The following is a 23,389-nucleotide window of genomic DNA, read 5'->3' on the forward strand; positions in this document are numbered from 1 at the left end:
GCGAAAGAAAATTGGAGCTATACTCACTATAAGTATAAACCTTGTTTGAAAGTGAATACTTATTGCTTTCAAACGCTTCACGGCGCAAAATAACGCAATATGCTAAAAGCAAAACTTCCTAAAGGACTAAAATGCACTCGCTCTATCCATCAATTAAACCTTATGCGCAACATGAACTAAAAGTCAGTGAACTGCATACACTCTATCTTGAAGAAACAGGAAATTCAGAAGGTCTGCCTGTCGTGGTATTACATCCCGGTCCAGGCGCCTCTTCTGGGGATGGTTACCTTAGGCGCTTTTTTGATCCACAACATTATCGGATTATACTTTTTGATCAACGTGGCTCTGGGCGCTCTACTCCTCACCTGGAAATTCTTGAAAATACGACCAGTTTATTATTGGATGATATCGATGCCATCAGAGATTTTTTAGGATTATCTGAGTTTGTATTATCGGGAGGAGGCTGGGGTTCTTTGCTTGCATTACTTTATGCTCAAAAATTCCCCCAACAAATTAAGGCACTACAACTGCATCAAATTTTTTTAGGGAGACAACAAGATATTGATTGGTTTTATAAGCATGGTGCCAGCCTGGTTTATCCTGATTATTGGCAAGAATTTACTAGTAGTGTCCCTGAAAACATGCTGGATCAAATTCCCAAATATTATGCCAATTGCCTGCAAGGATCTAATGAACTGGCACGCATGAGTGCAGCAAAATCATGGGCCTTGTGGGAAGCACGTTGCAGTAGTTTGCAACCTCATTTATATGTTATTGATCAATTCAGTGATCCTCATTTTGCTCTGGCTCTTGCAACATTGGAATCCCATTATATCAACAATCATTTTTTCATTGAAGAAAATCAAATAATGGCAAATGTCCATAAAATAAGACACATCCCGACTTACATCATACACGGTCGTTTTGATTTAATTTCTCCGCTCGCTGGTGCTTTTGAGCTTCATCAAGCGATACCGGCTTCTAATTTAAGAATAGTTCGTGATGCGGGACATTCGGATAGAGAGTCGGGTATAATTGATGCCCTAATTTATGCGAGTAAAGAAATTTCCAAACAAGGACTTGATGCATGTTGATTGTCATTCAAAGAGTAACACAAGCCCGAGTAGATATTGATGGTGAGACCGTTGGAAAGATAGATCAGGGGCTTTTGGTACTCTGTGGATTTGAACCCAATGATACAGAACATAATATCAATAAAATGTTAGATAAGTGCATCAATTATCGTATTTTTAGCGACAGCCAAGGTAAAATGAATTTAAGCCTTAAAGAAGTTCAAGGTGGTTTATTATTAGTACCTCAATTTACTTTAATGGCCGAAACTCAAAAAGGATTGCGCCCCAGTTTTTCAAATGCAGCACCACCTGAACTGGGTCGAGAATTATTTGATAATCTCATGACGCGAGCCGCTCAGTTATATCCTCATACACAAAGTGGATGTTTTGGTGCTGATATGCAGGTCCATTTGTGTAATGATGGACCTGTAACTTTTTTGCTAAAATTCTAGGAATAAAATGAAAAGTAACGTCCTCACTATGATTGTTTGCAAGAGCATTAAACTCGTGTAACATCTTTCGTTAAGTTAAATAATAAAAAAAATCATGCGATTAATTTCAATAGTTATAAGTTTTACCAGTGGTATCATTTTAACTGGTTGTATGCATAAAGGAACTCATCCCGCCGATCCTTTTGAACCTTTTAATCGAAAAGTATATAAATTTAATACTGCATTAGACAACGTAATTTTAAGACCCTCCGCAAAAGTATATCGATCCGTCCTTCCAGCACCTGTTCGTAAAAGTATCAATAATTTTTATAACAATTTAGATCTTATTCCAACCGTAGGAAATGATCTTCTACAAGCTGAGGGAAAGTGGGCAATTCGTGACTCCTGGCGATTCATTATAAACTCCTCTTTAGGTGTGGGTGGCTTATTTGATGTAGCCAAAACCTTTGGCCTGCCCCCTCACTCTAATGATTTAGGACTTACATTAGCCAAATGGGGCGATAAAAACTCCCCCTATCTGGTTCTTCCTTTGTTAGGACCAAGTACTCTGCGTGATGGAGCAGGATGGTTATTTCAATTTGCATTATACAGTCCATATGTTTACATTAATGAAGATACTCTAGTTTACAGCCTGCTTGCTATACGCGTGGTAGATTTACGTGCGCAACTGTTAGATACTGATAGCATAATGGATGAGGCTTTAGATAAATATGCCTTCATGAGAGATGCCTACTTACAATATCGTAATCATCTTATCACCGGTACTCAACCAGATACCGGAGCTTTGTATGTTGATGATAAGAAAGCAGATCAGGAAGCTGCTGCAGAAACTGGTGGTGATTATGTAGATGAATAAAAGACTTAGGATAGAAGTCTACAGACTAGGCACGACATATTTTTTCGAGGCAACGTAAAAAATCACCCGCAATATCGAGTTTTGTTTCAGCTTCTATTTCTTGAAGACACGTTGGGCTTGTCACATTGATTTCCGTTAAATAATCACCAATCACATCAATACCAACAAAATATAAACCTTTAGCTTTAAGGGTAGGTGCTATTTGCTCGCAAATCCATCGGTCTCTTTTTGTAATGGGCACCACTTCACCTCGCGCCCCCGCCGCCAAATTACCTCGCAAGTCTCCTTCCGCAGGAATACGTGCCAATGCATAAGGAACAGGTTCTCCATTAATTAATAAAATACGTTTATCACCCGATTTTTTTATTTCATGAATATACTTTTGAGCAATAATAGTTTGGGTCTGATTTTTAGTTAAGACTTCTAAAATAACTGCCAAATTTTTCCCTTGTTCCTCAACATGAAATATAGAATTTCCTCCCATTCCTTCCATAGGTTTAAAAATAACTTGCTTGTGCTCTTCCCAAAAAGATCTCAACCTCTTCATATTTCGCGAAACAAGTGTTGCTGGGCAGCACTGAGGAAAATTTAAAGTAAAGAACTTCTCATTGGCATCCCGTAAACTTTGTGGCTTGTTTGCTACGAGTACTCCTTCACGTTCTGCGAGATCCAGAAAATATGTGGTATAAATGTACTCTGTATTAAAAGGAGGATCCTTACGCATCAGAATAATGTCAAATTCACCTAAAGGTTTTTCAGATAAGTCTTTAGTTGTCGCCCAATCCTTACTGTGCACATCGCCTATGTTTAAATCATAAACTTGTGCAAAAGCACGTCCTTCCCTGCAGAATAAATCTTCTTGAGTAAAAACAACACAAGACCAACCCAGCTCTTGTGCTCTCTTAATCATAACCAGAGTTGTATCTTTGTAGGGCTTCAGTTGGTCTAAAGGATCCAACAACACTGCAAGTTTCATTATTCACCTCCAATCGCTGCAATTTCCCTTGCCGCAGCAAGTGCAGCCAATCGAGCAATAACCCCATAAACATAAAAACGATTAGACTCATCCAATTCAGTTAAATCATCACAAGGCATATTACATGCCTGAGCAAAAGCTAAAGGCTCAAAATGCATGCCCGGCGCATTCAGATTTTCATCAATACCGCGCTCTTGATGGACTCTATAAAATCCACCTACTACAAATTGACCAATCATATAAACTACAGGCTCAGCAACAGAACCGTTTGGCATCGTTTCAAAAGTATATACGCCCTCTTGGATAATTACCCTGTCTACTTTGCGACCGCCTTTACTGGCAGACATTTTAGTACGTTGTTTTCTATTTAATTGACGTACTTCTTCAGCATTATGCACCATCATCACGCTCATACCATAAGTGCCATTATCTGCTTTAATAACAGCAAATGGCTTCTCTTTGATTCCGTAGGTTGCATATTTATCGTTCATTAAAGTGAGAATTTTCTCTACTTCAATTGCTAACCTGTCTATACCCTCCTGAGCCATAAAATCCAAACCCTCGAGGGCACTAAAATAAGGATTGATTAACCAAGAGTCCATTCCTACCAACTCGGAAAACTCTGTAGCAATCTCATCATAAAAATTAAAATGGTTGGATTTTAATCGCGAAAACCAACCTAATTGTGCTGTAGGCCTTATTTTTTGCTGTATTCCTTGCAAAATTTCAGGGACCCCTTGGGACAAGTCATTATTCAGCATGAGAAAACATGGATTAAAATTAGCCAGACCCACTCGATCTCCCTGACGCTGTATGGGTTCTAACAAGAGCACTTCTCCACTGTCAAGAACAATTTCAGTAGGTTCTTTAAGCTCAGGATCTAAACTGCCGATACGAACTACAAATCCAGCTCTTATAAAAATAGTTCGTAATACATTAAGACTTTTTAAATAAAACTTATTTCGAGTATGACTTTCAGGAATCAGTAAAATTCTAGTGCAATCAGGGATATAATCGATTAATACCGATTGTGCGGCTTGAATGCATAAGGGGAGAAACTCCGGATTCAAATTATTAAAACCGGCTGGAAATAGATTAGTATCTACAGGCGCCAGTTTAAATCCGGCATGCCGCAAGTCAACAGATGAAGTTAATGGCGGAGGAGTTTCTTTCCATTGGTGTCTAAACCATGCTTCAATAGCTGCTATTTGATTTAAAACAATTTTTTCCACATGAAACAATGGGCCAGAATGTGCTGTAGTCAAATGGGGTACAGGGATTTCATGAACATTCATGCTTTCTCTCTTTTTATTCTTTTCGACGATGTTACCGGGGTTAACACAGAAATAAAAGATCTTATTGATTTCTGTTATTATATTGCAGGTTAGATTTTATCCTCAATATAATCTTTATTAATATTGAGTTTGGTGAGCAACTGAATTGCATAATATTACTAACGGAATAAGTTTTGTTGGACTTAAATGTCCAACAAACATTGATTAGACAAACTAAAGGAACTTTATTCATGTTCAATGAGCTAGTGCAACAATTTTCCACACAAATACAAACTTTTTTATATATCATGATGCTGATCAATGGTATTTTACATTTGATTTTTGCTGGTGCCGTCGCCCATGATGCAGGAAACATGAATCGTATGGGACAAAAACCAGTTTTGGTTTCTGCGGCCACCTGGGCATTTGCAACGTTAATAGGGGGTGTGATCACGGCAACAATTTATTGGTTGCTGCACCACTCCACACTTACAAGACCGACAATCAGAGAGGTTCGCTATGAACAAGCCTAATATTAAAACCATCGATGTGCATCAACTAAAAGAAAAAATGACTAATAATTCCACTCTTTGTTTGATTGACGTTCGTGAATTGGACGAGTGGCAAGAGTTTCATATACCTGGGGCGATCCATATTCCTAAAGACCTCATTGCATCATCTATTGCAGCGACAATCCCTAATAAAGATCAACCCGTTTATTTGCATTGCAAAGGTGGAATACGCTCTTTGTTTGCTGCGCAATCCTTAATGGACTTGGGGTATCAAGAAGTTTATTCGGTTGATGGGGGTATTATCGATTGGGCAATGTCGGGTTACCCTATAGAACAGCAGAAAAAAACATCCGAGCTCCAATTGTAATTTTATTTATAGTCTGGGCAGAACAAGCAGACTCTGATATTTGATACTTGAACAAGTAACCCTGCTTTGCTGCACTCAGACTACAAATTTTGCAGCCTAATTATAGTGGTGTATGGATTGATACTTTCTCTACAACAATCTCAGATGGAGATGAAGAAGGCTCAATAGCTTTATCTGCAAATAGCCCCATACGGTTCTTTATTTTTTTATCAGTAGTCTGATCAATCTGCTCCACCTTAAAGTTGGCCACTTTTTTAACCAAGTCTTTTAGGACTTTTTCTACTTTATAATTCTTAATTTTTTGACTTGAGAAAGGTTGTTTACTTAAATCCAGATACCCTTTGCTTGGATCTGAATCGACATATACATGTGCATGCATGAATTTACTAAGAGCATCGTACATTTCGAGCAAATCTTGGGAGTGAGGAAAATTTTCCAGGGTGAGATTGAGCGAAGTAGTTAATGCATTATATAAAGTACTGTTCTCGGGAGACAAGAAAAATGAAGCTACAGTTCCTTGATAACTATTAAAAATTTGCTCACGGACATAAAAAGCGGCTGCATTGAGTATCCCTGTTTTTTCCGGGCTACTGGATTTATCAAGACAGTTAAGAACTGCAAGTAAATACCTACACTGAATTGCACGATCAGGATGTTTAATAGAAAGAGTTCTTAATGCTTTCGGTAAATTTCTTGCATCGAGCTTATGACTTTTTAATTCAGTTGCAATACTCTCCCTGATATATTTCGATAATGTATCATAGTCAACATACTTAAAACCCATTTCTGCTCTCCTTAAACTCCATGAATCGGGATTAGTAAAATTTACTCCAAGGGGAAGTTTAAACTAATTCACAAAGCCAGTCATGCATTTTCTTTTTACTTCTTAATTAATTTTTAATCTTTAAAGTCAATAACATAGAGAGCATACTCAAGATTGATCAGATATCTTTTTTTTGTTTACAATCAATGCCGAAAGACTTAAGAAATTGGAATAAAGCTTTATATTTACCTTTTTTGATTGCTTTTTACTGTCCTGTTGATTAATTTACACTTTTGTCCTACAGGATGAGCTATGAAGAAATACTACTTCATTTTTCTTTTTCTAAGCGCTTTAAACACCTATGCCCAAATCAATCAACCCAAATTGGTTATTCAACTGGTTATTGATCAATTACGCGGCGATTTAATTCAACAACATCAACAGCAATTTGGTAAAGGAGGATTTAATTATTTATTAAGCAATGCCATTGATTATCATAATACCCATCATCCACATGCTAACACAACAACGTGCGCAGGGCATGCGACTGTAGCAACAGGAAGTTTTCCAGCCTTACATGGTGTTGTAAATAATGAATGGTATGACCGAAAATCACAGCAACCAATCTATTGCATGGAAGATTTAAAAACCAATATATTAAATACTCCTCATACACGCATTATTACTCCGGGACGTTCTCCTAAGAACTTATATACTTCAACCTTAAGTGATGAGCTCATACTCTCCCAAAAAGGACGTGCCTTTGGAGTGTCATTAAAAGATCGCTCTGCAATAACCCTTGCAGGCCATGCGGGCAAAGCTTTTTGGTTTGATACAACCAATGGTGGTTTTATTACCAGTTCTTACTATTACGATCAATACCCTCAATGGGTTAAAAATTGGAACGAAAACTACCATCCGCAAAACTATGATTGGACTCTTGGTCGAGCAAAAGCAGAATATCAAAATACCAACTCACCTGTGTTCCATCATGAAGATGAGCTTTTTGGTCAAACTTTTCCACATCATGTAACACAAGCTCCAAGTCCTGAATTTTTTAAATCTTTATCTAGAACTCCCAAAGCCGACCAATTAACTGCAGATTTCGCAGAGCATCTTTTAACTGAAGAACGATTAGGACAATCTCCCAGAAAAACAGATTATCTAGGTATCAGTTTCTCCGCAGTTGATGCGATAGGCCATCAATTTGGTCCAAATAGTCTTGAGTCCGAAGACAATTTATTAGAATTGGATAAAACTTTAGCACATCTTCTTACAGTTATTGATAAACAAGTGGGTCTAAAAAATACCCTCATTGTTCTTACAGCAGATCATGGCGTAAATGATGGGCCAACTTATCTCAAGGCGCATCATATGACTGAAATTAAGCCCATTGATATCCCTCAAATGGAACAATACATTCGTACTGTATTAAATGAACAATATGCACTTCCAGAAGAAACTCTGATGTCGATTACGCCGCCTTATATCTATCTCAATCATCAAGTCATAAGTCAGCATAAGCTGAAATTGAATGAAGTGAAAAATTATCTTGCTCATGCTTTAACACAGCAACCAGGAATATTCAAAGCATATGCATTACCAATTACTGATATACAAAAAGACTGGCTGAACGCTAAAGTCAACAAAATGTATTATCCAGATCGCTCTGGGGATATTTACCTCATTCAACCTCCCAATCAATCATATGGTACTAAAAGTAAAGATCGCGTAACTCATAGCGGTCCTTGGCAATATGACAGTTATGTCCCTCTACTCTTCGTTCACCCGTATTTCAAAGCACAACGTATTTTTCGACCGACTTACACACCTGATATTGCACCCACTTTATCTGCTGTTCTTATGATAAAAAAACCCTCTGCAGCTGTGGGTCAGCCTTTGCAAGAAGTAGTACAGGCTTTTAATTAAAAAAGGGCTTTTTATATAGAAATTCCTGGGTGAAGGCAAGGACATAACCCAGGAATGATTTATCTCAGCTCTCGGGTTCTGCTTCGCTGCTGCCAAGCTTGAATATCAAAAAAATATCGAAATCAGCTAAACTTATACTAAGAGGAGAGTGTGTTTTATTACTCTAAAAAAACCAGTAGTTTTGTAAGTACGACCTAATATAAAGATTGAATTTAACACGAAAAAGCTTTAGTATTTGCACGAAATTTCTAGCGATATCATCATGAATAAGCAAGCGATAATTATTGGGATTTCTGGCCCTTCTGCATCAGGAAAAAGTCTTTTAGCAAATACCATTGTTAATGAGCTTGGCTCAGAACAAGTAGTGGTTATTTCTGAAGATGCTTACTATAAAGATAATGGCCATTTGCCTTTCCCTGAAAGAGAAAAAGTTAACTATGATCACCCTGATTCTTTTGATCATGCTTTGCTTTGCGAACATTTACGTCAATTAAGAGATGGAACGCCTATCGAAATTCCAATTTATTCTCACTCCAAGCACATGCGTCTGCCTGAAACCAGAACAGTTGGCCAACATGCCATCATTATTCTTGAGGGTATTTTACTCTTTAGCGATAAAGAATTGCGAGAAATAATGGATATTCGAATTTTTATGTCCACTCCTCTCGACGTATGTTTAACCCGACGTTTAAAAAGAGATGTGGTTGAACGGCATAGAACTTTTGAATCGGTAGTACATCAATATGAAACAACAGTACGTCCTATGTACTTACAGTTTATTGAACCATCCAGCCGCTACGCTGACATCATTGTTCCTCGCGGAGGAGAAAACAGGATTGCTATTGAAATGATTCAAGCTAAGATGCGTGAATTGTTAGCGTCACACACTAATTAATTTGAGGAGGGAATGGTGGGATTTTTAGCAGGTAAAAAAGCACTCATTATTGGTCTGGCTAGTAATAGATCGATTGCTTATGGTATTGCCAAAGCATTTCATGAGCAAGGAGCTGAATTAGCGTTTACTTATCAAAATGAACGGTTGCAAGAACGTGTGGAAACAATGGCAGCAGAATTCAACTCTTCACTAACCTTTCCCTGCGATGTAGCCTATGATGAAGAAATCAATGCTCTCTTTTCTAATCTTCGCAAGCATTGGGATCATTTGGATGTCTTAATCCATTCCGTTGCTTATGCCCCAGCAGATCAAATTAGTGGAGATTTCGTAGAATCCTGCACTCGCGAAGGCTTTAAAATCGCTCATGACATCAGTGCATACAGCCTAATAGGTTTAGCACAAGCGGCTTTACCCATGATGGAAGGTACCGAAGGTTCTCTTTTAACGTTAACTTACTATGGTGCTGAGAAAGCAGTACCTAACTACAATGTTATGGGCGTTGCCAAAGCAAGCCTTGAAGCCTCTGTACGTTATTTAGCATCAAGTCTAGGCTCTAAAGGTATCCGTATCAATGCCATATCTGCAGGTCCCATCAAAACACTTGCTGCTGCTGGAATTAAAGATTTCCGTAAAATCCAAAGTGCTTATGCCAACATTACCCCACTCCATAGAAATGTTACTATTGAAGAAGTGGGTAATACTGCGGCATTTTTATGCTCTAATCTTGCTTCGGGTATTACTGGTGAAGTAGTACATGTAGATGCTGGCTACCATGCGGTATCTACCATGGGCGAACTGAGTTAGGATTTGTTGAACCCTATAAAACCTCTCTCCAACTGGGAGAGGTCACTTACATCTCAAACAAACTATTTACCCTGCTCCATCTTCATCTTAACTATTTCATAGTTATAAGCTATTCTTTATAGACCTCCCCTAAAAAAGATTCATCATGCAGCAAATCGGCAGACTGATTCTACTTCTTTCGACTTTCGTGATTTCGAACTCAATCGCAGCAGCTTCATTTTCTTTTGACAATTTAGTTAAAGTCACTCCGAAAAATGATACTCAATGCGTGCAATACTACCTCTATAGAGGTGTTCTTTATTGTGATGCAACAAAAACTGATACGCAGGCTGTTGATCCTGAAATAAAAAACTATGAACAATTAAAAATTGTATTTGATGATCGCCCTTGGCAAATGGCTTGGGGAAATAAAAGTTCAATTGGCACAACAATTGAATACATTCCTGCAGGTGACGATATTAATCATTGGCATGAATTAGTTACAAGTCAATTTTTTCCTGGACTACAGAAAAAAATGTCTCTAAAACAATTCGCAAATACCATGGTTGAAAATATAAAATCCTTAGGGTACCAACCTATTGTGAATTACCTTGAGGATACGGAGAACAGAGTAATACTTGAAATAAGAATAGAGAAACCACAAAACCAAGTTCAAGATGAATTGGAAATGTTTCTCAAAGATGATCAAGGAATTTATCTTTTGCACTATGTGATTAAGAAGGACGACATGGGAAAAGAAAATAGAGAAAAGTGGCTACAAAATTTAAAAAATAGTGAGAAAATAAAAACACAGTAAAATCAGAATAAAGTACCATTAAGGCGCTGGTTTATTAGAGGTGTATTTGAGTTCTTCTGTTTCCAAAAAACCATCATCCTTAGGGCCTAAATGTTCTATTTTGGCTTTCAATTCCGTTGGTAAATCCACTGCACCCTGAGTGGCTTTGAGCTCATCTAATTCAACCTTATTATTAACTGGATCATCTTTCCACTCTAATTCCATTTTTGCCTTTTTTGCTTCCGTAATTCAATTTCTTTTTTTGCTTTAGTATAAATTAACCTCCATCTATTGCCCATAATGCTATAGGATTTGCAAGGAAGAAATTGATTACTCAATTTCTCCTGTCTTTTTATATGCTGCATCAAGCGCCTTTAGTGATTCAAGTAAAGGTTTCATTTTAGCCAGGGGCCAGCTATTTGGACCATCACTCAAGGCTTTATCCGGATCAGGGTGGGTTTCCATAAACAATCCTGAAATACCTGCTGCTACAGCAGCACGCGCAAGAACAGGAACAAATTCACGTTGCCCTCCCGAAACTCCGTTGTTTCCTCCAGGTAATTGTACGGAATGCGTCGCGTCATAAACAACAGGACATCCAGTTTCACGCATAATGGCTAAAGAACGCATGTCTGAAACCAAATTATTATACCCAAAACTCACACCACGCTCACACGCCATAATCTGCTCATTACCACATGATTTTGCCTTGGCAATTACATGTTTCATTTCCCAAGGAGCGAGAAATTGCCCTTTTTTGATATTAACCGGTTTATTCATTGACGCGACTTTCTGAATAAAATTGGTCTGTCTGCATAAAAAGGCCGGAGTTTGTAACACATCAACTACACTGGATACCTCCAGCAAAGGGGTGTCTTCATGAACATCCGTTAAAACAGGAACGCCCACCTGGTTTTTTACCTTTTCCAAAATGGACAATCCCTTTTCAAAACCAGGGCCTCTATAACTGGATATAGAAGAACGGTTTGCTTTATCAAACGAGGATTTATAGATAAACGGAATCTGCAATTGAACACATATTTCTTTTAAATAACCTGCTGTTTCAAAAGCCAGTTCTTCACTCTCAATGACACAAGGTCCAGCAATTAAAAATAAAGGTTTATCTAAACCTACTTCAAAGCCACATAATTTCATTCTTAATTTTTTCCTTGATGTTTCTCTCGAGCAGCAAGCACGAATTGTTTAAACAGTGGATGGCTTGCTCTCGGAGTTGATGTAAATTCAGGATGGAATTGGCATGCCAAAAACCAGGGGTGATCAGATAATTCGACCATTTCAACTAAAGAATTATCTGCTGAGCGTCCAGAGATAATTAATCCATGTTCAACCAGGCTTTCAACATATTTATTATTGACTTCATAGCGATGACGATGACGTTCAATAATTTGTGGCTTTTCATAGACCTTGCGTGCGAGCGTACCTTCTTCCAATTGACACAATTGCGCGCCCAAACGCATTGTACCGCCTAAATCACCTTGTTCATCACGAAGCTGTTTTGAGCCATCTGCATCCATCCACTCACTGATTAAACCAAGCACAGGATATGGAGTATCTTTATTAAATTCAGTGGAGTTCGCCTCCTTTAAACCAACAACATTTCTGGCAAATTCAATGACCGCGGTTTGCATTCCCAAACAAATTCCCAAGAAAGGAACTTTATGCTCTCGGGCATATTGGATTGCTTTGATCTTGCCTTCAACTCCACGCTCCCCAAAACCACCTGGAACAAGAATGGCATCGATACCATCCAAAAGCGAAGCTCCATGTTTTTCAATTAACTCGGCATCCAAATAAACAATTTCAACTTTAGTTTGAGTATGAAGTCCAGCATGCAGCAAAGCTTCATTAATGGATTTATATGCATCATTCAATTCAATATATTTACCTACCATAGCAATTTTTACAGTCATGGTTTGAGCGGCGCGCATTGCCACCACACAATCCCATTCACTTAAATCGGCAGGCTTTACTTCGAGACCCAATTTTTTCACAACGATGTCATCAAGCCCGTGCTCATGTAATATTCTTGGAATTTGATAAATACTGGGCGCATCTTCAAGCGGAATAACCCCTTCTTTCTCCACATTGGTAAACAAAGCAATTTTAGCGCGATCAGACATAGCCAGCGCTTTTTCCGAGCGACAAATCAAAATATCAGGTTGGATACCTATAGAGCGTAGTTCTTTCACTGAGTGCTGAGTTGGTTTTGTTTTTGTCTCACCTGAAGTAGCAATATAAGGTACTAAAGTCAGATGGATAAATAAGGTTCTTTGTAAGCCTAATTCAATGCGCATTTGACGAATTGCTTCAAGAAAAGGTAATGATTCAATGTCTCCTACAGTCCCGCCAATTTCAACCATTGCCACATCGAAACCATCGGCACCTAATTTGATGCATCGTTTGATCTCATTGGTAATATGGGGAATTACCTGAACTGTACCCCCTAAATAATCGCCTCTTCTTTCTTTTTTAATGACGTTTTCATAGATTTTCCCTGAGGTAAAATTATTACGCTTTGTCATTGTCGTATTTACAAAACGCTCGTAGTGCCCCAAATCCAGATCCGTTTCTGCACCATCATTGGTCACAAAAACTTCACCATGCTGAAATGGGCTCATAGTTCCAGGATCAACGTTAATATAGGGATCAAGCTTAATCAATGTTACTTTAAGACCACGTGCCTCAAGAACCGCAGCAAGTGACGCAGCTGCAATACCCTTTCCTAAGGAAGAGACCACTCCACCTGTAATAAAAATAAAATTTGTCATAATTGACCTTGTATCCTGCTAATTAAGTACTGTTCGGTAGAGAAATAGAAAATTCGGATTTTATTGTAGCCTAGCCCTGGGTGAAGCGAAGCAGAACCCGGAGTTTCCTTCTACAGATTCCCCGAGTTCTGCTTCGCTTCACCCAGGCTACAAAAATATCAACAAAATCAACCTAATTTATCGCCAATAAATGTCCCAGTTTCTCTTTTTTAGTTTTCAAATATCTGTGACTTTCCTTAGTAGGTTCTATTTCTAAAGGCACTCTCTCCATAACCTTTATTCCATAACGATCCACAGCAGCAATTTTTGAAGGATTATTGGTTAATAACCTTATTGCATCAATACCAAAATATTTGAGTATTTGATAGGCAATAGCATAATTTCTACTGTCAACAGGAAGACCTAATTGATGATTCGCATCAACGGTATCCCACCCTTGCTCCTGCAAGGCATAAGCTTTTAGTTTATTCGCTAGACCAATTCCTCGTCCTTCCTGACGTAAATAAATTAAAACACCACCTTCAGCGGCAATCAATGCCAAAGATTTTTCCAATTGATTGCCACAATCGCATTTACAGGAACCCAAAATATCACCTGTAATACACTCTGAATGAATACGCACTAAAGGTACTCGATTCGCAAACACCGGTGGCTTTACCAAAGCAAAATGTTCTGCATTATCAAGTTCGTTTGCAAACACGGTCATATTAAAATCACCTTTATTCTGCAAAGGAATACGTGTTGAAGCAGCAGAGTTGACCAACACCTCATGGCGAATTCGGTATTCTATCAAATCTTTAATCGTTACCAGAGGAATATTATGTTTTTTGGAAAAAGAAACCAATTCATCACGGCGACTCATGGTACCATCTTCATTAATAATTTCACAAATCACCGCAGCAGGAGTTAAACCAGCAAGCTTTGCCAAGTCAACACTACCTTCTGTTTGACCTTGTCGCTCCAAAACGCCTTTTTTTCTAGCACGTAAGGGAAAAACATGTCCTGGAGAAATGATGTCAGTTGGACCACTCTCAGGATTAATTGCGACTTTAATTGTTTGAGCCCTGTCTTTAGCTGAAATCCCCGTTGAGACACCTTCCGCTGCTTCTATGGATACGGTAAATGCTGTGCCATAAGGTGATTTATTATTTTGCGCCATCATTGGCAATTGTAATTTATCAATCAATTCATCCGCCATCGATAAGCAGATCAATCCACAACCATGACGAGACATAAAATTAATTGCTTCTGGCGTAGCATACTCTGCAGCCACAACCAGATCTCCTTCATTCTCCCTATCTTCATCATCCATTAAAATAACCATTTTACCGGCTTTGAGTGTTTCCACTGCGTGTTCTATTGTAGCTAATGAATACTTCATAACGCGACCTCATTTGATCCAGTGTTCATTTAATCCTCCTGCCAATCCAGACATGCTATCATATTGTCACCCATAGCATGCCAAGAAATAGTATGCTCTCGGTCAAATATCCCACTTTGCTGGTATGCTGAAATTGCATCGTGCTCCAAAATACTTGGAACGATATATAAATAAGTTCGATGAACTAACTTTTCCTGGTGCAGTGCACTAAAAAGAGCACCTCCTGCTTCAACCCAAACATCATGATATCCCAATTCTCCCAGATGGCAGATCACAGCACCTAAATCCATTGCTCCATTTTTCATGGGCATTAAATGTAAAGTACTGTTGGTGGGATAAGAAACTTCCTGCTCATTACAATGATATACATGGCAATGAGCTGCTGTTGAAAAAATTATGGATTGTTGATTAAGACCCAACTGTCTATCGATTATTGCAACTGGTTTTGCGTGTTCTTGCTGGCCTAAACGCACATTCATCTTAGGGTTATCCAGTTGTATTGTTCTGGCCGTAGTAAGAATTACATCCGTTGCAGCACGCATTTGATGTGTAAACTCCCCGCATTGGGTATTTGACAAAATAACACGTTCTCCTACTGCGCGGCCAATTTTACCATTCAATGTTTGTGCTATTTTTACCGTTACCCTTGGCATTTTGGTTAAAGTCCAGTGGGAGTAACTTTTATAAAATTCTGTAATTTCATCTACAGGGTAATAAGTTACCTTGATGCCATGAGCACGTAATTTATCTGAAGAATTATTTTTAGCAACGACTGGATTGGGATCTAAATAAGCAAAAACAACCTCTTCCACGCCATGATTAATAATTGCATCGACACACGGCGGCGTTCTTCCCCAATGATTACAGGGTTCGAGAGAAATATATAGAGTAACCCCTGGAATTTTAGGAGGAATCTGTGTTAACAATAATTGTTCTGCATGCGGAGTCCCTGCACCGCTATGACATGCTTGTGCTATAATAGTTTCATTTTGCACAGCAACAGCACCAACGCAGGGATTTGGGGCGCAATGGCCTTGTCCAAGTCGGGCCTGATCAAGTGCTGCGAGCAAAAACTTTTTGTGCATTGTTTTAGTACCTTTCTAAGATGCATGGTAACTGCTCACGTGCTCAATAGACGCCTTCCCAAGGATAAGCCTCGGGATAACGAGAAGGGATGAGTAGTTACGATGCTTGAATGATAACAAATTATTCAATTTTTGAGTAGCCTAATGATTAAATTGAAAATTAAGAAAACCGTCTGTTGGATACTGTTAGCAACTTTTCTTGCGCAGCCCTCTTTCTCTGCGGCGCTGTCTCCATATTCAACGAGTGAGTTGGAACAATTAGAAAAAGAATTCATACAGCAAATTAATCAGTCGGAAAGCGTGGAGCGAAACCCTTTAGCAAGCCAATACATTAACCGTATTGGGAAAAAACTTGCTCATGCAGGTCATATTAAAACACCTGATTTCTTTATAGTAAAATCAAATGAAATCAATGCCTTTGCTGGTCCAGGAGGACATATAGGCATTAATTCACAGCTTATTTTAACCACGAGTAGTGAAAGTGAACTTGCTGGAGTTATGGCCCATGAGATCGCGCACGTGCGTTTGCATCATCTCTACAGAATGATCGAGCATCAAAAACAAATGCGTATCCCCATGCTAGCTTCCATACTGGCCTCTGCTGCTTTAGGCGTCATCAATCCCACAGTTGGGATGGCGGGAATGATGGGTGCCATGACAGGATTTTCCCAAGATAACATCAACTTTACCCGTTCTAAAGAAAAAGAAGCGGATAGAATTGGAATCGATATGCTGATTAAAGCAGGGTATAACCCTCAGGGTATGGCTGCTTTTTTTAAAAAAATGCAGGAAAATTCTCGTTATTATTACACTGCAAACGTACCTGCCATTTTACGAACCCACCCTCTTGATGGAGATAGAATCGCTGAAGCAGAAAACCGAACCTCGCAATTTTCACACAAAAAACATATAGACTCTCTCGAATATCCCTTAGTCAAAGAATTAATTCGCACGTCAGTCATCCGCGATCCTAAAATGTTACTTGATTATTATGAGCATCAATGTAACAAAAAAACTCCTGCATATGCTTGCCAATATGGTCATGCCCTTACCTTAATCAACAATAATAATTATACAAAAGCAGCTGCCATTTTGACACCTTTATTGGTACAAAATAATAATCTCTATTTTCAAATTGCTATGGCACAAACTGAAACAGGGTTATTCCAACATAAAGAAGCACTCTCCCGATTGGGAGAAATACAAAAAAATTACCCGGATAATTATGCAGCACTTATGGCGTACGCCCAAGGTTTATTGGCTGCAAATCAACATGAAAAAGCAGCAAGTATCCTACTTAAAGGCAGTAGGAAATATAAGCAAGATCTTGTTTTATGTCGTGAGTTAGCTCGAGCCCAAGCACAATCACATCAAAAAGGCTACGCCTATTTTACCCAAGCTCAGTGCTTACTTCTGGAAGGACAAAAAAGAGCAGCAGTAGCTCAACTTAAAGTGGCCCGTAGTCTTGCAAACAAAGACCCTTATTTATTAGAAAGGATCTCTGCCAAAATTGATGAAATTGTGAATTAAAAAATAGTCCGTTTGCTTGCAAACAGACTACTCAAATTTATTCTAACAATAAAATACATTATAAAATGAGTGTAAGTAACGATTAATCTCGAAAATTCTCATACTGCAACGGCAATTTGATATTTGATTTTTTTAAAAGCGCAATTGTTTCCTGCAAATCATCACGTTTTTTACCGGTGACCCGAATTTTATCTCCTTGAATAGAGGCTTGGACCTTAGCTTTGGAGTCTTTAATACATTTCACAATGTCTTTAGCTGTTGGCTGATCTATTCCCTGCTTAAATGTCATATTTAAGGAATAAAATTTTCCACTATGCACTGGCTCATCTTCTATATCCACTCCAGAAGCATCAAGATTACGTTTACTGCAGTGATTACGGAATAAGTCCTCTAATTGCCTGACCTGAAAGTCAGATTCGGCTCGTAATGTCACTGTCAGATCTTTAAGTTCTATACTTGACTCTACTCCTCGAAAATCAAAGCGAGTACCCATCTCACGCAAAGCGTTATCCACAGCATTACGTAATTCAACCATATTTGTTTCAGAGACAATATCAAAAGAAGGCATAAGTTACTCGTTCAAGTTAAAAAATGTAATTTAACAAAAAACAGAATGTTGCACCATATTTCCAATATGTCAATTTCTCCAATGTTGCATATTTATGTAAAGAATGTTATCAAATTAATTGGTTCAAAAATATTCTATTTAGTTGCCAACCGTACAATAAATTTCATGTTATTTCTATCTCAAGGAGTGAGAAGTATGGCAAAGGAAAAAAGAGAGTATTACACCTCATATCAGCCTCAGCAGCATCAATCTCGTTTTTGGGTCCACTCGGAGTCCTGTTATACTGAGGAAGAATTAGAGCAAAGAATATTGATTCTTAAAACCCGCAGTAACTCAGGAATTCATCCTGATTATTTATCAAACCCCAGCTCCTGGTTTGCTGATGATTCCCAGGCCTTAATCAATGTTTATGAGCACTCCTGGTTTTACTCTAATGCGTTCAGGACCCGTCACGTTTTAACCCGGGATGACTTTCACGTTCAGCCTATTGATGGCCAACGCCTCCAATGGACTACTTTATATGACTTAATGCAAAAAACTGGAGATTATTTATTATTAAGAAATCAGGCATTGCCCCAAACTCATTTAAACCAGCCTATGAATTTTTTCTTATTGGATCTGAATCATATTCTGAAAGGAATAAGTCAAAATCCGAATATCAAACAAGCAAGAGAACAACTGGAGCATGTCACCCGTTACGTACGCACTATTGAAAAAAACATTTCTCCCTTTGCAGGTTCAGATCGACTTTTTTTAGCTAATTTCCGCAGCGTAATTGATGATGAAATCCACCCACAGTTAACACATAAGATTGAATCACAATTATTAAAAGATCGTCTTGGTGAATTATCAAAAACCATTGAGCAATTATCTACTGAGCGCAACAGAATATTACATTTTGCTCTGAACACGAATCAGGTTAATCCTCATCCTTATACCTTCACAATCGATAGGCCAGCTGATTTAAAAGCCTACCCCACCCAGGCAGTAAAAGAATGTGGGAAAATTTCAACTGCTGTCGTAGAAAACCCTATCTCTGTATTGCAGTTAACAAGCGAAGAACTTAAAGATTGTCCCAATTTTCAGTTAATCAACATGCAAAGTAAAGTGTTAGATCATTATGCCAAAGCCATAACTGATTTAAATGAGCTCAACCAGTTTCAAAAAGTTATTACTCAAACAATGGACCTCTTAGAACAAGCTGGTGAAGTGTATACCGTTTTTCAATTTAAGGAGCAATTATCTTTATTATTGAAACAAATTGAACATTTTATTGATGAATCATCCATTCATATTGAAGAAATTATTCATGCAAATACACTTGCTTATCATAAAGCGATTCATGAGGAACAAAATTTATCTTTTCTAAAAAAATGGTTAACATCTGAGCCAAAAAAGTTAAACACATTCATAGAAAATCAAGATACTTTGGCACAATTTCCATCAACCACAGCCGATCTTACAAAAACCAATCAAGTACTTAAGCAACAAGTAAATTACGTTATTGGTCATTTAAATGGTCCTAAAGTAAAAAGCACTGACTTCGTAACACTTTCTGGACAAGCTCAGGAGTTAAATGAATTGATGGAGTCGATGCATCGCTGGATCACATTCCAATACACACTTAAAGGTTTGGAGCCACCCAAAGAACCGGACAAACTTGACTTATTACCACAACCAAGACAAAAATCTCATCACTCATCAAAATTACGTCCATCCTTCTTTGAATCGAACAAATACTCTTCAGGAAAAGAAAATTGTTTGCCCAACTTGATCGCTGAGCAAGCAGCGTGTCCTGTGCTTCCAGAGCAAGTCCAAACTATAGCAGCCTGCAGCGATCAAGATATGGCTGTATGCCGAGCATCAGAACAAGAAACATCTTATGCCGGTGTTTATTTGGGCTTAATTGTTTTAATTCCTATTGGATTACTTGCACTCTATCTCGTATATCAAGCACTCAATAAACCTGATCCCGAAGTGAAAATTCTAGGAAATAAAGATGAATATGAGGGAATAAAAACTGAATTAGATGATTTTATTGTAACAATTCAAAGAGATAAACGCGTGAATGACCCTGATATAAAGAGTCTATTCGAAGAATACATTGAAAAATACGATGAGTTAAACAAACAAGCTCAAAAAGAAATTTATGATATTGAGGAATTAATAGGATTACATGAAGACATAAAATGCTTCTATGATGATTACTGTCCTAAAGCACCTAAATCGACTTCTCTTACTTGCTAACTTGAATTTATCTTAGCCGGTGCTCAAATCGGCTAAGATTATTGATATACTTCGTTCAAAACTTAATACATGGATGAATCACAAATATGCTCATTATTAAATGTAACAACTATAATTAGGTTATTTAGCATATCAATTTAATCTCTTCTCGTATTATTTTTTCGAATAACGAAAGGGATAAACTACGGCAGTAAAGTTGTGAAAGCATTTAAAAATAATTTTCAATCCTTATTAAGATTAGCTATTCCACTAATTCTCACCGGATTATTACAATCTTCTGTTTACTTTTTTATTACTATATTCTTAGCTCGTGTTAACCAAGATGCATTGGCAGCAGGTTCACTGGTGGCCTGGCTCTTTGGGACATTTAACATCATTGTTATCGGTATATTAAATGCGATTAATGTCTTAGTAGCTCATCAACATGGTGCTCAAGATGAACATGGAGTTTCTTTAGTGTTTCGAGATGGATTTTGGTTAGCCTGTATTTTGACCATTCCTGCCTGTTATTTCTTTTGGCATATTGCTCCACTACTCTTATATCTTGGCCAAAACCAAGCTTTAGTGAAACTCACTGAATCATATTTGCATGCACTTACATGGGGGTTATTAGCAAATTTTATTACGGTGGTACTCATGGAGTTTGTTATAGGACTTGGCAAAACTCGACTTGCACTATTTTTTAGTGCATTGAATGTCTCATTGAACATTTTATTTAGTTTTGCCCTGATCTTTGGAAAATTTGGCTTACCAGCCATGGGGATTGCTGGTGCAGGTTGGGGGACAACTATAGGTCTGTGGATTACCGTATTATTTTTCTCTTGGTATATTTTTACAAATAAAAACTATAAACCCTATACTCGCCTACTCTTTACTTATGTCAAACCATTTTACTTAATTGAGCTACTCAAAATTGGGGCCCCTTTAGGAATAATGTATTGTGTTGAAATTGGCTTTTTCTTTGTATTGATTTTAATTATGGGTTCACTGAGCAATCAATTGTTGGCAGCCAATCAGATCACATTACAATATTTATGTATTTTAACATCAATTATTTTTTCAATAGCTCAGGCAATCACTGTACGCATGGGGCATTTATTGGGAGAAGGCGATGTAATTACTGCAAAACATGTAGGTTACATCGGTACTTTTACCTCAGTTACTTTTATGTTTAGTGCTGCACTTATTTATTGGCTTTTCCCTAAAGTACTTATTGCTATTGATTTTGATATTCATGAGCCCGGCAACCAGGAAATGTTACATTTTGCAATTCAACTTCTGGCAGTTAGTGCAGTATTTCAAATATTCGAATCAGCCCGCATCTCGCTATTTGGCGCTTTACGTGCGTTAAAAGATACGTGTTATACCTTAATGATTTCAATGATTAGTTTTTGGGGAGTTGCGTTACCTATAGGTTACTTGTTTGCAATTCCTCTGCAATGGGGAGGCGTTGGCCTCTGGTGGGGTATGTCATTAGGTGCGCTCATCAGTGCTTTATTGCTCTATTGGAGGTTTAATTTTAAAATGCAGCATTATCAACCAGAAATTGGATAAATCTTGAAAAGATCTGTTTTATTTTTTCTTTTTCTAATAGCTTCTTACTCCGCATTTGCTTTAAATAATCCGGAGATAAAATCATATAAGTATACTTTCTCCAAAAAAGAAAATTTTAAGGTCTCTTTCGCTGATTACCCTAAAGGCAAAGAAAAGTTTTTTGAACTTCAATTTAAAAACGGTGCTAAATTACCTCATGAAATTAATACTTCTCTTCATGGATTAAAAATATCAGGCAATAATCATAGTGATGATTTATTTATGTATGCTTATAAAAAGGTAAAGGATTTAAAACCCAATACAACCTATCACGCCAGTTTTTCTTTTGAATTTGCCTCAAATGCTCCTGAGGGCTCTATGGGTGTAGGAGGTTCACCTGGTGATTCAGTCTATGTAAAAATTGGGGCTGTATCTCATAAACCTCAACGATACGTGGATGACTCTAATTATTACAGAATCAATTTGGACAAAGGAAATCAAGCTCTTGATGGAAACGATATGATCACTATTGGTTCCTTTGGGGTAGACACTGCAAACTCCGTTTACAGATTAAAGACATTACCTTACTTACCCACTGAAGAAATGCAAGAAAAACTCGCCAGCTACACAACCAGAACCAATAATAAAGGTGAGGTATGGCTAATTCTCGGTACGGACTCCGGATATGAAAGTACAACTACTATTTTTTATACCAGTTTATCTGTAACATTCAAAGAGCTTAATTAAGGGGGCAAAATAAATTTTTTACCCCGCTTAAAACCCAGGAAATATAGGTATAAGTTCGATTCGACCTATGTATTTTGGGTCATTTTATCAGCCAAAATAAACTTTATATAATAAAAATAGACCAATAACTAATGTAATTACTCCACTTGCGATAAACACTTCCGATTTATTTATCATTTTATTCCAAACTTTATACACAGTATCTGGACAATAGAGCCTAAACAAACCACCAATTAGTATTAGCCAGGCAAAGACTGTCACTATGACTGGCCAACCCATTACCCACACGTTGTGGCTCAGAACCATTAATAATCCGATAATTAATGTGATTATACCAACAACTAACATAACCGCTCGTTGTCCCATCAATTCTCTCATGGCGGTGATTACAACTTCACGTCGTGTAAGTAAAAGTAAGCTCATAATTACCAAATACCAACCTAGTGCTGAAGCTAAAAAATTGGTACCCATAACAATCTCCTGAAAATCCCTCCTATATAAATTATAGTCAATATATCCTTAAATAACGTGGTGAAACAGTTAAAAAAAGCTAAACTTATATATATGATGTTTGGATTAAAGGATTCTTAAAATGAGCGAACAATTTACTGCAAATGTCTACTGTAAAGAAGAAAGAATCGCAACCCAAACAGGAAACGATATTGATCAGCTTTATACCTGGATGTTAATTCAAGTTAATGGACACTTTGATGATATCCGCGGTGAGATTATCGACAATCAAACAAATAACATAGTCAGGACATTTCGCAAAGCACCTATAGAGTAATGCAACTCGAATTTACTATATTTATTCAGAATGAATATTTCTCAAT

Annotated in this window: 24 protein-coding genes; 14 read left to right on the forward strand and 10 right to left on the reverse strand. The window is 37.7% G+C overall.

The window, feature by feature from the left end; translation table 11 throughout:
• Positions 1-131: 131 nt before the first annotated feature.
• From pip to Ltuc_RS07650, 3 genes are all read left to right on the forward strand, one after another.
• Entirely contained in the window at positions 132-1,094 is a 963-nt protein-coding gene (gene pip / locus Ltuc_RS07640; protein WP_058520685.1) for a prolyl aminopeptidase, read from the forward strand.
• On the forward strand, positions 1,088-1,525 hold the full coding sequence (gene dtd / locus Ltuc_RS07645) for a D-aminoacyl-tRNA deacylase (RefSeq protein ID WP_058520686.1): 438 nt from the start codon (positions 1,088-1,090) through the stop codon (positions 1,523-1,525). The genes pip and dtd overlap by 7 nt, the downstream gene beginning before the upstream one ends.
• 94 nt (positions 1,526-1,619) lie before the next feature.
• Complete coding sequence (locus Ltuc_RS07650) at positions 1,620-2,381, forward strand: MlaA family lipoprotein (protein ID WP_058520687.1); 762 nt, start codon at positions 1,620-1,622, stop codon at positions 2,379-2,381.
• A 25-nt stretch (positions 2,382-2,406) separates the two neighbouring features.
• Here Ltuc_RS07650 and gshB read toward each other — a convergent pair whose 3' ends face one another.
• Together gshB and gshA are read right to left on the reverse strand one after the other, a co-directional pair.
• Positions 2,407-3,357 (reverse strand): glutathione synthase, encoded by a 951-nt coding sequence (gene gshB / locus Ltuc_RS07655; protein WP_058520688.1) that lies wholly within the window; start codon positions 3,355-3,357, stop codon positions 2,407-2,409.
• Positions 3,357-4,652, reverse strand: a complete 1,296-nt coding sequence (gshA, locus tag Ltuc_RS07660) for a glutamate--cysteine ligase (protein WP_058520689.1) — start codon at positions 4,650-4,652, stop codon at positions 3,357-3,359. The genes gshB and gshA overlap by 1 nt, the downstream gene beginning before the upstream one ends.
• 230 nt (positions 4,653-4,882) lie before the next feature.
• Here gshA and Ltuc_RS07665 point away from each other — a divergent pair, with 230 nt between their 5' ends.
• Entirely contained in the window at positions 4,883-5,164 is a 282-nt protein-coding gene (locus Ltuc_RS07665) for a hypothetical protein (RefSeq protein ID WP_058520690.1), read from the forward strand.
• Positions 5,151-5,510 (forward strand): rhodanese-like domain-containing protein, encoded by a 360-nt coding sequence (locus tag Ltuc_RS07670; protein WP_058520691.1) that lies wholly within the window; start codon positions 5,151-5,153, stop codon positions 5,508-5,510. The genes Ltuc_RS07665 and Ltuc_RS07670 overlap by 14 nt, the downstream gene beginning before the upstream one ends.
• A gap of 100 nt (positions 5,511-5,610) precedes the next feature.
• On the opposite strand, the gene Ltuc_RS07675 is transcribed toward Ltuc_RS07670, so the two are convergent.
• The gene (locus Ltuc_RS07675) at positions 5,611-6,294 is read right to left on the reverse strand and encodes a hypothetical protein (RefSeq protein WP_058520692.1); all 684 of its coding nucleotides are present in this window, start codon (positions 6,292-6,294) and stop codon (positions 5,611-5,613) included.
• Positions 6,295-6,585: 291 nt separating this feature from the next.
• Here Ltuc_RS07675 and Ltuc_RS07680 point away from each other — a divergent pair, with 291 nt between their 5' ends.
• The 4 genes from Ltuc_RS07680 to Ltuc_RS07695 all read left to right on the forward strand — a co-directional run bounded on the left by Ltuc_RS07680 (position 6,586) and on the right by Ltuc_RS07695 (position 10,697).
• A complete protein-coding gene (locus Ltuc_RS07680) occupies positions 6,586-8,202 on the forward strand; it encodes an alkaline phosphatase family protein (protein ID WP_058520693.1) in 1,617 nt (538 codons plus the stop codon).
• A gap of 262 nt (positions 8,203-8,464) precedes the next feature.
• Entirely contained in the window at positions 8,465-9,097 is a 633-nt protein-coding gene (gene udk, locus Ltuc_RS07685; protein WP_058520694.1) for a uridine kinase, read from the forward strand.
• 12 nt (positions 9,098-9,109) lie between these two features.
• Positions 9,110-9,901 (forward strand): enoyl-ACP reductase FabI, encoded by a 792-nt coding sequence (locus tag Ltuc_RS07690; protein WP_133138365.1) that lies wholly within the window; start codon positions 9,110-9,112, stop codon positions 9,899-9,901.
• Between the two features lie 145 nt (positions 9,902-10,046).
• Positions 10,047-10,697: a hypothetical protein gene (locus tag Ltuc_RS07695; protein WP_058520696.1), complete on the forward strand. Its 651-nt coding sequence runs from the start codon at positions 10,047-10,049 to the stop codon at positions 10,695-10,697.
• An 18-nt stretch (positions 10,698-10,715) separates the two neighbouring features.
• Here the strand turns inward: Ltuc_RS07695 and Ltuc_RS07700 are convergent, their stop codons facing one another.
• The 5 genes from Ltuc_RS07700 to ribD form a co-directional block, all read right to left on the reverse strand.
• Positions 10,716-10,901 carry a hypothetical protein gene (locus tag Ltuc_RS07700; RefSeq protein WP_058520697.1) on the reverse strand — a complete coding sequence of 62 codons (186 nt, stop codon included), beginning with the start codon at positions 10,899-10,901 and terminating at the stop codon, positions 10,716-10,718.
• Positions 10,902-11,006: 105 nt separating this feature from the next.
• The gene (gene kdsA / locus Ltuc_RS07705) at positions 11,007-11,831 is read right to left on the reverse strand and encodes a 3-deoxy-8-phosphooctulonate synthase (RefSeq protein ID WP_058520698.1); all 825 of its coding nucleotides are present in this window, start codon (positions 11,829-11,831) and stop codon (positions 11,007-11,009) included.
• Positions 11,832-11,833: 2 nt separating this feature from the next.
• Positions 11,834-13,465 carry a CTP synthase gene (locus tag Ltuc_RS07710; protein ID WP_058520699.1) on the reverse strand — a complete coding sequence of 544 codons (1,632 nt, stop codon included), beginning with the start codon at positions 13,463-13,465 and terminating at the stop codon, positions 11,834-11,836.
• A gap of 172 nt (positions 13,466-13,637) precedes the next feature.
• The gene (locus Ltuc_RS07715) at positions 13,638-14,846 is read right to left on the reverse strand and encodes a bifunctional 3,4-dihydroxy-2-butanone-4-phosphate synthase/GTP cyclohydrolase II (RefSeq protein ID WP_058520700.1); all 1,209 of its coding nucleotides are present in this window, start codon (positions 14,844-14,846) and stop codon (positions 13,638-13,640) included.
• A gap of 29 nt (positions 14,847-14,875) precedes the next feature.
• Entirely contained in the window at positions 14,876-15,931 is a 1,056-nt protein-coding gene (gene ribD / locus Ltuc_RS07720; RefSeq protein ID WP_058520701.1) for a bifunctional diaminohydroxyphosphoribosylaminopyrimidine deaminase/5-amino-6-(5-phosphoribosylamino)uracil reductase RibD, read from the reverse strand.
• 144 nt (positions 15,932-16,075) lie between these two features.
• Between ribD and Ltuc_RS07725 the strand changes: the two genes are divergently transcribed.
• Positions 16,076-17,461, forward strand: coding sequence for a M48 family metalloprotease (locus tag Ltuc_RS07725; RefSeq protein ID WP_058520702.1), 1,386 nt, complete (start codon positions 16,076-16,078; stop codon positions 17,459-17,461).
• Positions 17,462-17,543: 82 nt separating this feature from the next.
• Here the strand turns inward: Ltuc_RS07725 and Ltuc_RS07730 are convergent, their stop codons facing one another.
• Positions 17,544-18,029, reverse strand: coding sequence for a YajQ family cyclic di-GMP-binding protein (locus Ltuc_RS07730; RefSeq protein WP_058520703.1), 486 nt, complete (start codon positions 18,027-18,029; stop codon positions 17,544-17,546).
• Positions 18,030-18,224: 195 nt separating this feature from the next.
• Here Ltuc_RS07730 and Ltuc_RS07735 point away from each other — a divergent pair, with 195 nt between their 5' ends.
• The 3 genes from Ltuc_RS07735 (at position 18,225) to Ltuc_RS07745 (ending at position 22,556) form a co-directional block, all read left to right on the forward strand.
• The gene (locus Ltuc_RS07735) at positions 18,225-20,276 is read left to right on the forward strand and encodes a hypothetical protein (RefSeq protein ID WP_058520704.1); all 2,052 of its coding nucleotides are present in this window, start codon (positions 18,225-18,227) and stop codon (positions 20,274-20,276) included.
• 198 nt (positions 20,277-20,474) lie between these two features.
• Positions 20,475-21,830 carry an MATE family efflux transporter gene (locus Ltuc_RS07740; protein WP_058520705.1) on the forward strand — a complete coding sequence of 452 codons (1,356 nt, stop codon included), beginning with the start codon at positions 20,475-20,477 and terminating at the stop codon, positions 21,828-21,830.
• A gap of 3 nt (positions 21,831-21,833) precedes the next feature.
• On the forward strand, positions 21,834-22,556 hold the full coding sequence (locus Ltuc_RS07745; RefSeq protein WP_065236211.1) for a hypothetical protein: 723 nt from the start codon (positions 21,834-21,836) through the stop codon (positions 22,554-22,556).
• Between the two features lie 87 nt (positions 22,557-22,643).
• On the opposite strand, the gene Ltuc_RS07750 is transcribed toward Ltuc_RS07745, so the two are convergent.
• Positions 22,644-23,027: a hypothetical protein gene (locus tag Ltuc_RS07750; RefSeq protein ID WP_058520707.1), complete on the reverse strand. Its 384-nt coding sequence runs from the start codon at positions 23,025-23,027 to the stop codon at positions 22,644-22,646.
• Between the two features lie 121 nt (positions 23,028-23,148).
• On the opposite strand from Ltuc_RS07750, the gene Ltuc_RS07755 reads away from it, so the two are divergent.
• Complete coding sequence (locus Ltuc_RS07755; protein WP_058520708.1) at positions 23,149-23,343, forward strand: hypothetical protein; 195 nt, start codon at positions 23,149-23,151, stop codon at positions 23,341-23,343.
• Positions 23,344-23,389: the final 46 nt, after the last annotated feature.

Origin of the sequence: Legionella tucsonensis (assembly GCF_001468035.1) — a bacterium.
Classification (GTDB): domain Bacteria; phylum Pseudomonadota; class Gammaproteobacteria; order Legionellales; family Legionellaceae; genus Legionella; species Legionella tucsonensis.

Excerpts from the sequence above, each read along its gene's own strand:
- Ltuc_RS07675 (WP_058520692.1), bottom strand. The coding sequence starts at position 6,294 with ATGGGTTTTAAGTATGTTGACTATGATACATTATCGAAATATATCAGG.
- udk (WP_058520694.1), top strand. The coding sequence starts at position 8,465 with ATGAATAAGCAAGCGATAATTATTGGGATTTCTGGCCCTTCTGCATCA.
- kdsA (WP_058520698.1), bottom strand. The coding sequence starts at position 11,831 with ATGAAATTATGTGGCTTTGAAGTAGGTTTAGATAAACCTTTATTTTTA.
- Ltuc_RS07695 (WP_058520696.1), top strand. The coding sequence starts at position 10,047 with ATGCAGCAAATCGGCAGACTGATTCTACTTCTTTCGACTTTCGTGATT.
- Ltuc_RS07730 (WP_058520703.1), bottom strand. The coding sequence starts at position 18,029 with ATGCCTTCTTTTGATATTGTCTCTGAAACAAATATGGTTGAATTACGT.
- Ltuc_RS07665 (WP_058520690.1), top strand. The coding sequence starts at position 4,883 with ATGTTCAATGAGCTAGTGCAACAATTTTCCACACAAATACAAACTTTT.
- Ltuc_RS07700 (WP_058520697.1), bottom strand. The coding sequence starts at position 10,901 with ATGGAATTAGAGTGGAAAGATGATCCAGTTAATAATAAGGTTGAATTA.
- Ltuc_RS07710 (WP_058520699.1), bottom strand. The coding sequence starts at position 13,465 with ATGACAAATTTTATTTTTATTACAGGTGGAGTGGTCTCTTCCTTAGGA.
- ribD (WP_058520701.1), bottom strand. The coding sequence starts at position 15,931 with ATGCACAAAAAGTTTTTGCTCGCAGCACTTGATCAGGCCCGACTTGGA.
- gshA (WP_058520689.1), bottom strand. The coding sequence starts at position 4,652 with ATGAATGTTCATGAAATCCCTGTACCCCATTTGACTACAGCACATTCT.
- dtd (WP_058520686.1), top strand. The coding sequence starts at position 1,088 with ATGTTGATTGTCATTCAAAGAGTAACACAAGCCCGAGTAGATATTGAT.
- gshB (WP_058520688.1), bottom strand. The coding sequence starts at position 3,357 with ATGAAACTTGCAGTGTTGTTGGATCCTTTAGACCAACTGAAGCCCTAC.
- Ltuc_RS07735 (WP_058520704.1), top strand. The coding sequence starts at position 18,225 with ATGGCAAAGGAAAAAAGAGAGTATTACACCTCATATCAGCCTCAGCAG.
- Ltuc_RS07680 (WP_058520693.1), top strand. The coding sequence starts at position 6,586 with ATGAAGAAATACTACTTCATTTTTCTTTTTCTAAGCGCTTTAAACACC.
- Ltuc_RS07715 (WP_058520700.1), bottom strand. The coding sequence starts at position 14,846 with ATGAAGTATTCATTAGCTACAATAGAACACGCAGTGGAAACACTCAAA.
- Ltuc_RS07755 (WP_058520708.1), top strand. The coding sequence starts at position 23,149 with ATGAGCGAACAATTTACTGCAAATGTCTACTGTAAAGAAGAAAGAATC.
- Ltuc_RS07670 (WP_058520691.1), top strand. The coding sequence starts at position 5,151 with ATGAACAAGCCTAATATTAAAACCATCGATGTGCATCAACTAAAAGAA.
- Ltuc_RS07690 (WP_133138365.1), top strand. The coding sequence starts at position 9,110 with ATGGTGGGATTTTTAGCAGGTAAAAAAGCACTCATTATTGGTCTGGCT.
- pip (WP_058520685.1), top strand. The coding sequence starts at position 132 with ATGCACTCGCTCTATCCATCAATTAAACCTTATGCGCAACATGAACTA.
- Ltuc_RS07750 (WP_058520707.1), bottom strand. The coding sequence starts at position 23,027 with ATGGGTACCAATTTTTTAGCTTCAGCACTAGGTTGGTATTTGGTAATT.
- Ltuc_RS07650 (WP_058520687.1), top strand. The coding sequence starts at position 1,620 with ATGCGATTAATTTCAATAGTTATAAGTTTTACCAGTGGTATCATTTTA.
- Ltuc_RS07725 (WP_058520702.1), top strand. The coding sequence starts at position 16,076 with ATGATTAAATTGAAAATTAAGAAAACCGTCTGTTGGATACTGTTAGCA.